General features: G+C 68.5%; 9 protein-coding genes. 4 read left to right on the top strand and 5 right to left on the bottom strand.

All coding sequences use genetic code 11. The annotated features are described in order from the left end of the window. Positions 1 to 28 precede the first annotated feature (28 nt). Positions 29 to 1,798 carry an ABC transporter ATP-binding protein gene (locus ACFY3V_RS36635; RefSeq protein WP_362906544.1) on the bottom strand — a complete coding sequence of 590 codons (1,770 nt, stop codon included), beginning with the start codon at positions 1,796 to 1,798 and terminating at the stop codon, positions 29 to 31. A 326-nt stretch (positions 1,799 to 2,124) separates the two neighbouring features. Between ACFY3V_RS36635 and ACFY3V_RS36640 the strand changes: the two genes are divergently transcribed. After that, the gene (locus tag ACFY3V_RS36640; protein WP_362906546.1) at positions 2,125 to 2,877 is read left to right on the top strand and encodes an alpha/beta fold hydrolase; all 753 of its coding nucleotides are present in this window, start codon (positions 2,125 to 2,127) and stop codon (positions 2,875 to 2,877) included. A 59-nt stretch (positions 2,878 to 2,936) separates the two neighbouring features. Here the strand turns inward: ACFY3V_RS36640 and ACFY3V_RS36645 are convergent, their stop codons facing one another. Together ACFY3V_RS36645 and ACFY3V_RS36650 are read right to left on the bottom strand one after the other, a co-directional pair. Further along, positions 2,937 to 3,875: an NAD-dependent epimerase/dehydratase family protein gene (locus tag ACFY3V_RS36645; RefSeq protein WP_362906548.1), complete on the bottom strand. Its 939-nt coding sequence runs from the start codon at positions 3,873 to 3,875 to the stop codon at positions 2,937 to 2,939. A 53-nt stretch (positions 3,876 to 3,928) separates the two neighbouring features. Next, positions 3,929 to 5,158 carry a class I SAM-dependent methyltransferase gene (locus ACFY3V_RS36650; RefSeq protein WP_362906550.1) on the bottom strand — a complete coding sequence of 410 codons (1,230 nt, stop codon included), beginning with the start codon at positions 5,156 to 5,158 and terminating at the stop codon, positions 3,929 to 3,931. A 275-nt stretch (positions 5,159 to 5,433) separates the two neighbouring features. Between ACFY3V_RS36650 and rfbB the strand changes: the two genes are divergently transcribed. Further along, the gene (gene rfbB, locus ACFY3V_RS36655; RefSeq protein WP_389779851.1) at positions 5,434 to 6,399 is read left to right on the top strand and encodes a dTDP-glucose 4,6-dehydratase; all 966 of its coding nucleotides are present in this window, start codon (positions 5,434 to 5,436) and stop codon (positions 6,397 to 6,399) included. 221 nt (positions 6,400 to 6,620) lie between these two features. Here rfbB and ACFY3V_RS36660 read toward each other — a convergent pair whose 3' ends face one another. Beyond that, the gene (locus ACFY3V_RS36660; protein ID WP_389779853.1) at positions 6,621 to 7,856 is read right to left on the bottom strand and encodes a glycosyltransferase; all 1,236 of its coding nucleotides are present in this window, start codon (positions 7,854 to 7,856) and stop codon (positions 6,621 to 6,623) included. 631 nt (positions 7,857 to 8,487) lie between these two features. Here ACFY3V_RS36660 and asnB point away from each other — a divergent pair. Together asnB and ACFY3V_RS36670 are read left to right on the top strand one after the other, a co-directional pair. Continuing rightward, a complete protein-coding gene (asnB, locus tag ACFY3V_RS36665; RefSeq protein ID WP_389779855.1) occupies positions 8,488 to 10,332 on the top strand; it encodes an asparagine synthase (glutamine-hydrolyzing) in 1,845 nt (614 codons plus the stop codon). 51 nt (positions 10,333 to 10,383) lie between these two features. Next, on the top strand, positions 10,384 to 11,922 hold the full coding sequence (locus ACFY3V_RS36670; protein WP_389779857.1) for an ArnT family glycosyltransferase: 1,539 nt from the start codon (positions 10,384 to 10,386) through the stop codon (positions 11,920 to 11,922). Positions 11,923 to 12,083: 161 nt separating this feature from the next. Here ACFY3V_RS36670 and ACFY3V_RS36675 read toward each other — a convergent pair whose 3' ends face one another. Next, on the bottom strand, positions 12,084 to 13,109 hold the full coding sequence (locus tag ACFY3V_RS36675) for a DegT/DnrJ/EryC1/StrS family aminotransferase (protein WP_350949972.1): 1,026 nt from the start codon (positions 13,107 to 13,109) through the stop codon (positions 12,084 to 12,086). Between the last annotated feature and the right edge of the window lie 409 nt (positions 13,110 to 13,518).

The raw sequence follows: 13,518 nt of genomic DNA on the forward strand, positions 1-13,518 counted from the left end.
ACGAATGCCGCACCGGCTTCCTGAAGCGTCAGGACGTGACGAGGAACTGGGTCGCGGCGAGTTCGCGGTAGAGGTCGTCGGCGTCGACCAACTCGTCATGGGTGCCGTAGGCGCGGACCCGGCCCGCCTCCATGAGGATGATCCGGTTGGCGCCGGTGACGGTGGAGAGCCGATGGGCGATGACCAGGACCGTGGTCTCCCGCGCCACCTCGGCCACCACCTCGCGCAGGCGCAGCTCGTTCACGGCGTCGAGCTGCGAGGTGGCCTCGTCGAGCAGCAGCAGACGGGGTTTGCGAAGCAGTGCCCTCGCGATGGCCACCCGCTGGCGTTCCCCGCCGGAGAGCAGGACGCCGCGGTGGCCGACAGGTGTGTCGAGGCCTTCGGGCAGGCGGGCGATCAGATCGTCCAGGCGGGTGCGGGCCACGGCGTGGGCGATCTCCTCCTCGGTGGCGCCGGGCGCGCCGAAGACGAGGTTCTCCCGGAATGTACCGGCGAGGACGGGGGCGTCCTGCTCCACGTAGCCGAGCGAGGCGCGCAGCTCGCTCAGCGGCCATTCGCGGATGTCCCGGCCGTCGATGAGGATTCGCCCGGCCTGTGGTTCGTAGAACCGTTCGATGAGCCCGAAGACCGTGGACTTGCCGGCTCCCGAAGGGCCGACCAGGGCGGTCATGCCGCCCGCGGGCACCTCGAAGTCCACCCGGTCGTGGACGATCGACCGGTTCTCGCCGTACCGGAAGACCACGCCGCTGAAGACGAGACCGACGGGGTCGGTGCTCTCCGGCTCCCGCGTCCCAGGGGTGGGCGGCTCGGACGGAAGCTCGGAGATCTCCCGGATACGGGTTATCGCGGCCAGGCCGTTCTGCATCTGGGTGAGGTTGTCGATCAGCGTCCCGATCGGGGAGACCAGGTAGAACATGTAGAGAAGGAACGCGACCAGCGACGAGATCTCCAACGCCCCGCCGGCGACGCGCGCGCCGCCCACCCCGAGTACGGCGAGGAACGCCAGCTGGGTAGCCATCCAGGTGCCGACGCTCGTGACCGAGGTCCACGCGGCGGCGGCCACGCCGCGGTCACGTGCCTCGGAGGCCGCGACGCCCACCACCGCGATCTCGCGTGCCTCGGCCCCGCTGGCCTTGACCGTGCGGAACGCCTGGAGCGCGCGGTCGAGTATGGAGCTCATCTCGCCGAGGGCGACCTGGGCCTGGAGCGACGCCCGGCCGATGCGCGGCACGATCGACGCCGCTATGAGGCCGATCAGGGCGACCACCGCGAGCGTGACCAGGAGGAGCAGGCCGTCGATGACGGCCATCAGCACCACCGCGCCCAGGAACATGAAGATCGCGTTCACCGAGCTGGCCAGCGCGTCCGTGCAGACGGCGCGCAGCAGCGTGGTGTCGGAGTTGACCCGGGAGAGCAGGTCTCCCGGCTTGAGCCGGTCCACGTCGGCCACCCTGAGCCGCAGGATGCGGTCGACGAGGCTCATGCGCGAGGTCAGCACGATGCCCTCGCCCATCCGCTCCAGCAGGAAGCGACCCGCCCCCAGCAGCAGGGCCGCCAGCAGGACCGCCACCGACAGCCAGAGGATCGGGCCGGCGAGGTCGCCACCGTTTCCGAAGGCGTCGATCACGCTCTTGGCGAGGATCGGCATCGCCAGCCCGGCGGAGCTCCCCACCAGGGTGAACACGCCACCCAGCAGCAGCACGCGTTTGTGCGGCCGGACCAGGTCGAACAGCGGCCGCCACGAGTTCCAACTGCCCAGGCCGCCGAGGCGCACCCGCCCGCGCGGAACCTTCTCCATCCGAGGCGCTGGTATGCCGCCTGCCTGCTGACCCCGAGGGTCTCCGCTGTCTGCGTCCATGACATCCTCTGTACGGCGCGTACCCGGCGCACCCGGACGGTGGCCGGCCGATCGACCTGGCGGCGCGACTCGGTGGCGGCGCGCAGTGACGGCCAGTGGTGACAGTAAACGGCGAAAGACCAGGAAATCACCGGAGTTCGTGGCCTGAAGACAGGTCGGCGGCCTCGGGGCGGAACCCACCGGCCCGGCTTCTAGTGTTTTTGTGAGTCGCGATGGGTTTCACTGGTCCCGAGTGCTATTCGGCGAGATGAAGGGGTCAACGGATCGTGAGTATCGCGGACGACGTCAGCACCGCATGGGTCCGTCGCTACCATCCGGCGGCGGGGGCGGGTAAGCGCCTGGTGTTCTTCCCGCACGCGGGCGGATCGGCCAGCTTCTTCCGTCCGGCCTCGGCCAGGTTCTCGCCGGGCGCCGATGTGGTGGCCATCCAGTACCCCGGTCGGCAGGATCGGTTGCGGGAGCCATGCATCACCGAGATCGGCACCCTGGCAGATCGGATCGTCGACGAGCTGATCACGCTGTCGGAGAAGCCGACGGTCTTCTTCGGCCACAGCATGGGGTCGGTGATCGGCTTCGAGGTGGCCTGCCGGCTGGAGCGCAAGGGCGTCAACGCGCCCCACACGCTGATCGCCTCGGGACGCCGTGGGCCGTCCACCTACCGGGACGAGTCGGTGCACCGGCGCGACGACGACGGCATCATCGCCGAGCTCAAGCTGCTGAACGGTACGGACGCCGGGCTGCTCGGCGACGAGGAGATCCTGCGGATGGCGTTGCCCGCGCTGCGAGGCGACTACCGCGCGATCGAGACCTACACCGGAGATCCCGAGCAGCGAATGAGTGGTTCGATCACCGTGCTGACCGGGGACGCCGACCCGAGGACGACGATCGAGGAGGCGGAGTCCTGGAGCCGGCACACCTCGGGGCGTTTCCGTATCAAGGTGTTCTCCGGCGGTCACTTCTTCCTCACCCGGCACCAGCAGGCGGTGAACGAGGAGATCGCCAGGGAACTCGGAGCGTAGCCGCGTCGGCCCGCCGCGGACGGCGGGCCGACGGCGGGCTTCGCCCGCGCGGCCGATCGTCAGGCGTTCCAGGCGTTCCACGCCTCGGTGATCATCTCGGTGAGGTCCGACCGTTCGGGAAGCCAGCCGAGCTCTTTCACGGCGCGGCCGTTGTCGGCCGTGAGAATCTGCGGTTCCGGCTTGGGCGGCGCCTTCCTGACCGGTACCGGGAGCCCGGTCACGGCTTCCGCCGTCGCCACGACCTGCGCCATGCTGGACGCGGTGCCGCTCCCGATGTTGTAGACACGGTGCTCGCCCACCCGCACGGCGGCGAGGGAGAGCCGTATCGCCGCCGCCACGTCGAGGATGTGGACGAAGTCGCGGACCGCGGACCCGTCGCCGTTGAGGGTGACGTACGGCGACTCGCCGGTGAGCGCGCGGAAGATGTTCGGGATGATGCGCGCGGTGTCGGTGTCGGCGCGCCCGCCGGCCGCTCCGGCGATGTTGAAGCACCGCAGCGTGACCGCGCCGATCGCCCCGGTGGCGGCGTACGCGGCGACGAGTTGCTCCGCACCGACCTTCGACGCCGCGTAGGGACTTTCCGGATGGGGCTCCACGTCCTCGCCCAGGGCGCCGACGTGCCGCGAACCGTAGACCTTGTCGGTCGACGCGAACACGAATCGAACCGGCGGCACCGATTCGCGGATGTCGTCGAGCGCCATGAGAAGGTTGAGGGTACCGGCCACGTTCACGTCGTAGTACGTCAGCGGGTCGGCGAACGAGTCCCGCCCCCGCGACACCGCGGCGAGGTGGCACACCGCGTCGAAGCGTCCGGCGGCGACGATCTCCCGGATGCGGCCGCGGTCGCGGACATCGCCTTCCACCAGGCCGACGTCGGCGGGCCGCTCCGTGTCCGGGTGGCCCCGGGTCAGGACGGTGACCCGGTGACCGGCGGTGAGAAGCCCGGGGGTGAGCGCACGGCCGAGATAACCCAGGCCTCCGGTGACCAGGACGTGCACGTCAACTCCTCCAGACGATCGTCACGCGATGTGCCGGGCCGACAGGATCGGCCTCACCGGATGGACAGCTCGGGGAACGGCACGACGAACGAGCCGCCGGCCGCGGAGAACGCCGTCGACCGTGCGCGGATGCTGGCCTCGAAGTTCCAGGCGAACAGTACGCAGTAGTCGGTCGAGCCCGCGACGAGCCGCTCGGAGCCCACGATGGGGATACCGTCGCCCGGCGTGAACTTGCCCACCTTGCGCGGGTTGTCGTCGACGATCCAGTCGATCTCGCCGCCCACTCCCGCCTGGGAGAGGAGGGTGACGGCTCGTGCCGACGCGCCGTACCCGCTGATCCGCCGGCCGGTTTTCGACAGGCCGCCCAGCACGTCGTTGAGGGTCGTGCAGACCCGGTCGACGCGGTTCGCGAAGCCGTCGAGGAAACCGCCGTCCGGCACCCCCGCGTCCACCTCGGCCCACAGGATCCGGTCGAACCCGGCGCTCGGGGAGCGGCCGTCGTCGTCGCGGCCTATCCAGCAGCGCAGCGAGCCTCCCTGGGTCGAGATGAGCTCGGCGTCGAACACCGCGAGGCCGTTCGCCTCGGCCGCCCGGGCCAGCACGTGCAGGGAGAAGTAGGAAAGGTGCTCGTGGTAGACGAACTCGAAGATACCGTGCTGGACCATCGGCAGGACGTGCGCGACCTCGATGACGGCACTGCCCCCCGGCTTGAGGAGCATGCGGATCGCGCGGAGGACTCCGTTCACGTCGTTGACGTGGGCGAGCACGTTACTGCCCAGCACCGCGTCGACGGGTCCGATGTCGCCCAGGATCCTCTCGACCGTCTCCACACCGAAATGTGTGGTCAGCGTCGGAACCCCGTGCTCCCGCGCGTAGGTCCCCACCTCCACCGCCGGGTCGACGCCGAGCACCCGCATGCCGCGCTCACCGAAGAAGCTCAGCTGCGTGCCGTCGTTCGAGCCGATCTCCAGAACCTTCGCCCCGGCGGCGAGCCCCAGCCGATCCGTGACCAGGGTGGCCAGCGCACGGCAGTGGTCGACGAGGGCGGGAGCGGCACCCGTGGCGTACCGGTAGTCGGCGAACAGCACCGACCGGGGAATGACGTCCACCAGCTGGACCAGACCGCATCCGGCGCAGCGCACGAGGTCCAGCGGGTATCGGTCCTGGGCTCTGGCCAGCTCTGCGGTGGGCGCGATGTCGTTGGCGGGCGGAGTCGGGGTGAGCGAGACCACCTCCTCCAGGCGGTCGGCCCCGCACACCAGGCACCGGCTGGTGGTGTCCATCAGCGTTCTCTCCCTCCAGCTGTCGGGTCGCCCGGCCGCCGTGGCCACCGCGCTCGATCTGCCGGAAGGCGTTTCGACAGCTCACGACCAGTCCTCGATCGGCCGGCGGTCGGAGCCTACGTCCGACAACACTAGGGGAATTACCTGATCGGCTGAGGCACAATCGCCTGAACGAAACCCCTTGATCTGGGGGAATCACATGATCGCCGACACCGTGTTTCCGTCCGAGTTGTCCGCCAGAGGCGAGGCAGGTAACGCGGATGAAGGAGTATCAGATGCGAATCCTGGTCACTGGCGGAGCTGGGTTCATCGGATCCCATTTCGTTCGGTCAATGCTGGAAGGCCGATATCCCGGCCACGAGGACACCCGAATCACCGTTCTGGACAAGCTGACCTACGCCGGCAGGAGGGAGAACCTGCCCGAGGAACATCCAAGGCTGACCTTCGTACGCGGTGACATCTGCGATCGGGAACTGCTCGCCGACCTCGTGCCGGGGCACGACGCGGTCGTGCATTTCGCCGCCGAGTCGCACGTCGACAGGGCGGTGGACGACGCGGAGCCGTTCGTCTGGGCCAACGTGATGGGCACCCACCGGCTTCTCGAACAGTGCGGGATGAACGGGATCCAGCGGGTCGTGCACGTGTCCACCGACGAGGTGTACGGGTCGATCGAGCAGGGGTCGTGGACGGAACGGTTCCGGCTTGAGCCCAACAACCCGTACTCGGCGTCGAAGGCGGCCAGTGACTGCCTCGCCCGATCGCACTGGCGCACCTACGGGCTGGACCTCTCGATCACCCGATGCTCCAACAACTACGGACCCCGGCAGTACCCGGAGAAGATCATCCCTCGCTTCGTCACCCGCCTGCTCCAGGGGCGTGACCTCACCCTGCACGGCGACGGCAGCGCCGTCCGCGAGTGGCTGCACGTCGACGACCACTGCCGTGGCATCTCCATGGTCCTCGACAAGGGCCGCGCCGGTGAGATCTACAACATCGGCGGCGGGATAGAGCTCACCAACCGTGAGCTGACCGGTCTTCTGCTCGAACTGGCCGGTGCCGACTGGGACCGGGTTCGTTACGTGCCGGACCGGCGCGTCCAGGACTACCGGTACTCGCTGGACCACGGGAAGATCACCGAGGAGATCGGCTACGAACCCGTGATCGATTTCAAGGAGGGCCTCGCGGACGCCGTCACCTGGTATCAGGAGAACCGATCCTGGTGGGAGTCCCTTGACGCGTAGGGATCGCGACCGGAAGTCCCGGTGCCGCTTCGCGGGTTGGTGTGAGGGGCAACCCGCGCGGTGACGCGATCTCCGACGGCCCGCCGTACGGACCCTCTCGACGACTTCGATCGCCACACCCCGACAGCACCTTGAGGGCACCCCGGCGGTACGGCCGCGCCCGGGTCATGCGCCTCGCCGCGCGGGTTTCGGGTGCGATGCGACTGCCGCCGCGGCCGTCCTCACCTGGCCGCGAACGCCTTCTCGATCGCGCGGACCGCCATACCGGTTCCGTCCTCCGCGCGGATCGCGGTGCCCAGCATCCGGGCACGGGCCGCCATGTCGCCGTTGTCGAGCAGGCTGTCGAGCGCGCCCCGCAACCAGCCGGCCTTGAGGGCGTGCTGGGAACGAGGAGACGGCCCGACGCCGAGTTGCGCGATCCTTCTTCCCCAGTGGAGCTGATCGCCCTGGAGCCACACGACCGCCTGCGGGATACCGGCGCGGAACGCCGCCGCGGTCGTGCCGGCGCCCCCGTGATGGATGACGCACGCGGCGCGGGCGTAGAGCCACCCGTGCGGGACGAAGCCCGCCAGGAAGACGTGGGGCGGGAGCTCCTGGTCTCCGAGCCCCGCCCAGCCGGACAGCAGGACGACGCGCCGGCCCAGGCCGCTGACCGCGTCGAGCAGCTGCTCGGTGACCGCGTTGGCGTCGAACCCGTTGTTCGAGCCGAAGCCGATCACGACCGGCGGCTCGTCGGCCACGAACGCCGCGAGGTCGTCCGGGGGCACGTAGTCCGGCTCGTCGAGAAACCAGTATCCCGTGTTGAGGTAGGCGGGACCGAAGAGCGGATCGTGCTCAAGGGTGTGCGGGCTGATGGCGATGAGGTTGAGCAGGCGCGAATGGCTCGCGTCGAAGAGAATGTCGCGCCAGGGGGGAAGGCCGGCCGCGGCGACGACCTGGTTGAGGAGCTTGTCGGTCGCGAGCCTGACTCCCGCGCCGGTGACCGCCCAGGCAAGGGCGTTGCCGACGGGGCCGAGGTCGACATTGGTCGGGCCGTGCCCGCGTGCTCGGCGCAGCGGCCAGGTGTGGTGCACGCTCACGTGGGGCGTGCCGACCGCGCGTGCCGCGGCGACCGCGCCGATGGCCAGCGGTGAGTGGATGACGACATCGGCCTCACCGGCCAGCGCCATCAGCTGAGGTAGCGCGGCACGCTGCTCCTGCGCCAGGAATTCGATCACCACGGTCAGTTGCCGCAGCTTGTTCCTCTCGCTGATGATGCGGAGGTAGTTCGCCCGGAATTCCGTCTCGTTCCAGGTCGGCCTGCCGACGAAGGGAACGCCGACGGCGCCGGCGCGTGCGGTGTAGCTGTCGGAGGCCGAGAACACGACGTCGTGACCCTCGGCGAGCAGGCGCTTTCCGAGGGCGAGAAAAGGCTGGACGTCCCCCTCGGAGCCGACGGTCGCTATGAGAGCGCGCATCGCGTCACAGTCGGACGTTCAAGGGCCGGGCCGGTGGCGGTCGAAGTCGGGTTCACCCTTGGTTGCCTCCCTGGATCGGCTGCCGAGGTGACATGTGTGACGGATCCGAGCAGCGATCTTGAGTTTCCTGTCCGGCACATCCTGGTGTGACCGATTCCCGGAAATCATTAGATTCGCGGTGTCGATGCGGGTGATGGGCGGGCGCTCGCGGCCCGGTGCGCGGCCGGCCGTTAACGGCCCGCCTGATTCTTCAAAAAACGGTGTCCGTTTTATGGGTGCCGCGCTTCCGTCGACACAGAATCCCCTTGTTGTCCCAGGTCAGAGGCGTGATCGCAGGTGGCGTCGAATTCGCGGATTAAGTAGGCGTTTTCCTAGCCGAGCGTTCATAGCATCAGGTCTCAGTAGGGTGCCGGGGCCGGTGTCTGCGTTACCGGGGCGGGGTGGCGATGACATCTCCCCGATGTCGTCCAAGCCTCCGGCCGACAGGCGAGCGTCGAGTCGGGCCCCCGGTGGAAGGCCAGGTCCGCGGCAGACCTCTCGACCCTCATCGGTGGTCTGCCGGGATCCGACCGGGCAGGCCGCTCATGAGAGCCGCGGTCGATTTCTTTGACGGACAAGGAGAGAACCCTTTATGTGCGGGATCACCGGCTGGGTGTCCTATGACGCGGATCTGACCGAACGGCAGGCCACGATCGACGCGATGACCGCCACCATGGCGCTGCGCGGGCCCGACGCCTCCGGAACATGGCTTCAACGACACGTCGCGCTCGGTCATCGAAGACTGGCGGTCATCGACCTGGACGGTGGCGTGCAGCCGATGGAGTTCGCCACGCCGAACGGTCCGGTGGTCCTGGTGTACAGCGGCGAGGCGTACAACTTCATCGAGCTGCGCAAGGAACTGCAGGCCAAAGGGCACCGGTTCCTCACCGCGAGCGACACCGAGGTCGTGCTGCACGGTTATCTCGAATGGGGGGAAGGCGTCGCCGACCACCTCAACGGGATGTTCGCGTTCGCCGTCTGGGATTCCCGTGACCAGAAGCTCGTCATGATCCGTGACCGCCTGGGAGTGAAGCCGCTCTACTACTACCCGACTCGCGACGGTGTGCTGTTCGGATCGGAACCGAAGGCGATTCTGGCCAACCCCCTCGCTCGCAAGGCCATCGACCTCGACGGGATCCGCACCGCGGTGACCGGCATCGGGCAGGGCCAGGCGATCTGGAAGGGGATGCACGAGGTCGAGCCGGGCACGATCGTCACCGTCCAGGCGAGCGGAATCCGCAACAGGACGTACTGGAGACTCCAGACGGCGCCGCACACCGACGACCAGAAGAAGACGGTCGAACGAGTGCGGCAGCTGCTCGGCGACACCGTCGGCCGGCAGTTGATCTCCGACGTGCCGCAGTGCGTCCTGCTCTCCGGTGGGCTGGATTCCAGCGCGATCACCGCTCTCGCGTCGCCCAGGCTGGCCGCGAGCGGTGAACGGGTACGTACGTTCTCGGTCGACTTCGTCGATCACGTCGACCGCTTCAAGGCGGACGTGTTCCGGAGCACCCCGGACGCGCCGTTCGTCAAGGACATGGTCGATCTGATCAAGCCGGTGCACCGGCAGGTGGTGCTGAGCGCGGATGATCTGGCCGATCCGACCATTCGCCGCTCCGTGATCACTGCACGGGACACGCCGAACGCGTTCGGTGAATCGGATATCTCGATGTACAGGCTGTTTCGAGAAATACGCAATGAATCGACGGTGGCCCTGTCCGGCGAGGCGGCGGACGAGAACTTCGGCGGCTACCGGTGGTTCCACGACGACATGCGCGCGCTTCCCATCTTTCCCTGGATGGCGGCGGTGCTCAACTCGCAGCCCAGTGCCTCCGCCGTCATGCCTTTCACGGGGGAGGCACTGCAGGCCATGGGACTGGAAGGCTACCTCGGGGATCAGTACGCGACGGCGGTGGCGGCCGTCGATCACCTCGACAGCGCGTCGCGGGTCGAGCGCCAGATGCGCGTCATGTTCCACATGCACCTGACCCGGTTCCTGCGGATGCTGCTCGACCGTAAGGACCGGCTGTCCATGGCGGTCGGCCTTGAGGTGCGGGTTCCGTACTGTGACCACCGTCTCGTCGAGTACCTCTACAACACCCCCTGGAAGCTCAAGTCGTTCGACGGCAGGGAGAAGAGCCTGCTGAGGCACGCCGTGAAGGATCTGCTTCCGCCGTCGGTGGCCAATCGGGTGAAGAGTGGTTACCCGACGATGATGCATGACGTCCGCTATTCGAGCACCCTGCAGATTCAGGCCAAAGAGGTGCTGGCCGACGCGCACAGCCCGCTGTTCACGCTGTTCAACCGAGAATGGCTGAAGTCCATTGTCGAAATGGACTCGGCGAAGATATCGCACGGAGACAAGCTTCTGCTCGACAAGATAATCGACATGCACTGCTGGCTTGACATCTACTCGCCCGAGTTCGCCATTTCCTGACCGTTTCCCGGTGGGACGTCGCGGTTCGAGGAACAACAGGACGGGTGAGGGATGGGCGAGCCGGTGACGAAGGCGCGGGCGGTGGCCGACGCGTTGGAGGGCACGATCGCACCTCTCGCCCGGGGGCCGGTGTCGGTCATCGCCGGAGCGGTCGCGGTGCTGCTGCTGGTGACAAGCGGCCGATACGGCTACTTCGCCGACGAACTGTACTTCGTGGCGGCCGGCGAGCGCCTGAGCTGGGGGTACGCCGACCAGCCGCCAATGCTCCCGTTGATCGCGCATGCGATGGACACGTTGTTTCCCGGATCCCTGGTCGCGCTGCGGCTTCCGGCGACGCTCGTCACGGCGCTGGGGGTCGTCGTCGCAGCCCAGATCGCGAGGGAGCTGGGCGGCCGGCGCCGGGCGCAGGTGATGACCGCGGCGGTGTCGGCGATCGGCATGGTCGTCAACGGCCACCTCCTCGCGACGAACGCCTTCGACGGCTTCCTGTGGGCGGTGGTCTCATGGCTGGTGATCCGCTGGGTCCGGCTGCGTGAGGAGGGGCGGTCCGACGACCGCCCGCTGTTGTGGGCGGGTCTCGCCACGGCCGTCGCCCTGCAGGTCAAGTTCCTCATCCCGGTGCTGTGGCTCGCGCTGGCGGTGGCCGCGCTCGCGGTGGGGCCACGGGACCTGCCGCGCAGGCCGTTGCTGTGGGCCGGTGCCGCGATCACCCTGCTCACCACGCTTCCCGGACTGGTGTGGCAGGCCGGCAACGGATGGCCGCAGTTCGAGATGGTCCGGACGGTGTCGGAGGAGGTGGGCCTGAACGGTGGCCGCGCGCTGTTCCTCCCGCTCGTGCTCGCCCAGCCCGGCCTGCTGGCCGGGGCCGTGCTCGCCTGGTACGGCCTGTGGCGGCTGCTGCGTTCCCCGCTGCTCAGGCCCTACCGGTTCTACGGCGTGACCGCTGTCACGGTGATCCTGGTCTTCTGGCTGGCCGGTGGCCGGTGGTACTACGTGATCGGGCTCTTCCCCGTGCTGTGGTCCGCGGCCGCGGTCGAACTGCAGCGGCGCCGGGCGGCGCGCTGGTGGCGTTGGGTGCCCACCTGGCCGGTCGTCGCGCTGTCGGTGCTGCCGTCCCTCTACTGGCTACCGGTGCTGCCGGCGGAGTGGGTGCGGCAGCCCAGGGCCGGTGAGAACCTCGGGGTCGAGCTCATCACGATCGGCCAGTTCGGCTGGCCGGAGTTCGCCGACACGGTCAGCCGGGCGTACCGGACACTGCCGCCGGACGAGCGGCGGGACGCCGTGGTGATCACCAGGGTCTACTGGCAGGCCGCCGCCCTCGAGTTCTACGGCGGTGAGCGTGGGCTGCCGAAGACGTACAGCGGCAGCCGTGGGTACTGGTACTTCGGCATGCCCCCCGAGGGGACCCGCACGGTGCTGTACGTCGGCGACGAGGGCGAGCGGCTGCGCACGTACTTCGGCGACGTGCGGCAGGTGGCCACCGTGGACACCGGACTCGGCCTGGAGGTCGGCACGCCCGTCTGGCGGTGCGACGATCCGCGGGCCCCGTGGCCGCAGCTGTGGCCGGAGTTCCGGCGAACGGCCATCTGAGGCGACGCGCCGGCGGTGACGCACGAGCCGGACGGGCGTGCGGTGACGTGTACGGACGGACGAGCGACGTGTACGCAGGGACGGACGGGCGGTGACGCACGGACGGACGACCGTCCGGAGCGACCGGCGGACAACGGCCCGGAGACGTACCGGCCGACGGGTCACATACGCGTGTGCCGACCCTCCAGATGGAACTCCCGCACCTTCTCGATCACGAAGTCCTGGTCGGACTCGGACAGCCCGGGGTCGGTGGGCAGGTAGAGCCCGTCGGCCGCGAAGCGGGCGGCGTTCAGCGCCGGCCAGTCGGGGTTGAAGTACATCGGCTGACGGCTCATGGGCTGGAAGAACGGCCGGGTCTCGATCCCCGCGTCGGTGAGGAACTCCCGCAGCTCCTCCCGGCGCTCCGCCCGGATGTCGTACATCCACAGGACGTCGCGGGGCGGCATGAGGGTGAGCCCTTCGATGCCGTCGAGCCCGCTGTCGTAGTGGTTCTCGATCCGCTTGCGGATGGCGAGGATCTCGTCGATCTGCTCCAGCTGGGCGAGGGCGACCGCGGCCTGCATGTTCGTCATGCGGAAGTTGTAGGCCAGCTTCTTGTGGATGAAGTCGTGTTCCTTGCTGAAGGCCATGCTGCGCAGGTGGGCCATCTGCTGGGCGAGATGCTCGCTGTTGGTGACGCAGACGCCCCCCTCACCGGCGCTGATGATCTTGTTGGCGAACAGCGAGAAGCACGCGATGTCACCCACGGGACGCACGCCGTGCGCCTCCGCCGAATCCTCCACCACCCTCAGGTTGTACTCGTGCGCCAGCTTCATGATCGCGTCCATGTCGCACCGCCGGCCGTAGACGTGCACCGGCATGATGACCTTGGTACGGGGGGTGATCCGGGACTCGATCAGCGAGACGTCGATGTTGAGGTCGTCGCCGCAGTCCACGAACACCGGCACCGCGCCGGTGTAGGTGACCGCCCACGCGGTGGCCACCATGGTGAACTCGGGCACCAGGACCTCGTCGCCGGGGCCGATCCCGAGCGCCCGCAGCGCGAGGGTGAGGGCGGTCGTTCCCGAGGAGCACGCGACGCCGTACGAGACGCCGTTGTACTGGGCGAACTCCTCCTCGAAGCGCCTGACGAAGGGGCCCTGCGAGGATATCCAGCCGGAGCCGACGGCCTCGGTGAGATACTCCATCTCCCGTCCTGCGAGGTACGGTTTCGAAACCTGATATCTGAACGCCATGGGGTTCCTCACTCATCAGCCGGCCGGGCTCGTTGGCACGGGACGATAGGAGGCGCTCAGAAAATCCCGCCTTCCCCGCCGCGACGCGGGACTCTCCGGGCACGTGCCGGGCCAACCAAAGAAGAACCCGGACGGCACTCGTGAAAACACTAGGATCCGCGCCGGTCCGTCCCGCACCGGCTTCTCGCGCCGCCTGACCTGCGGTGGCCGCACAACTAGTGAAACGCGCAGCCCGTGCTCGGCATAGTTCGTGCTGGCCGTGAGGCCACGAGCCGAACGCGGTGATCCGAGCGCCCACCCTCGCCGGGCGGCGAATCGAGTCTCCGCGTATCGGCATGACGACGTGTATGGGGAGCGGTGC

It is taken from the genome of Streptosporangium sp. NPDC000095 (assembly GCF_042899335.1).
Classification (GTDB): domain Bacteria; phylum Actinomycetota; class Actinomycetes; order Streptosporangiales; family Streptosporangiaceae; genus Streptosporangium.

What these genes read in the sequence shown, in the direction of transcription:
- ACFY3V_RS36635 (WP_362906544.1), bottom strand. Translation starts at nt 1,798, where the DNA reads ATGGAGAAGGTTCCGCGCGGGCGGGTGCGCCTCGGCGGCCTGGGCAGT.
- ACFY3V_RS36650 (WP_362906550.1), bottom strand. Translation starts at nt 5,158, where the DNA reads ATGGACACCACCAGCCGGTGCCTGGTGTGCGGGGCCGACCGCCTGGAG.
- rfbB (WP_389779851.1), top strand. Translation starts at nt 5,434, where the DNA reads ATGCGAATCCTGGTCACTGGCGGAGCTGGGTTCATCGGATCCCATTTC.
- ACFY3V_RS36660 (WP_389779853.1), bottom strand. Translation starts at nt 7,856, where the DNA reads ATGCGCGCTCTCATAGCGACCGTCGGCTCCGAGGGGGACGTCCAGCCT.
- asnB (WP_389779855.1), top strand. Translation starts at nt 8,488, where the DNA reads ATGTGCGGGATCACCGGCTGGGTGTCCTATGACGCGGATCTGACCGAA.
- ACFY3V_RS36670 (WP_389779857.1), top strand. Translation starts at nt 10,384, where the DNA reads ATGGGCGAGCCGGTGACGAAGGCGCGGGCGGTGGCCGACGCGTTGGAG.
- ACFY3V_RS36675 (WP_350949972.1), bottom strand. Translation starts at nt 13,109, where the DNA reads ATGGAGTATCTCACCGAGGCCGTCGGCTCCGGCTGGATATCCTCGCAG.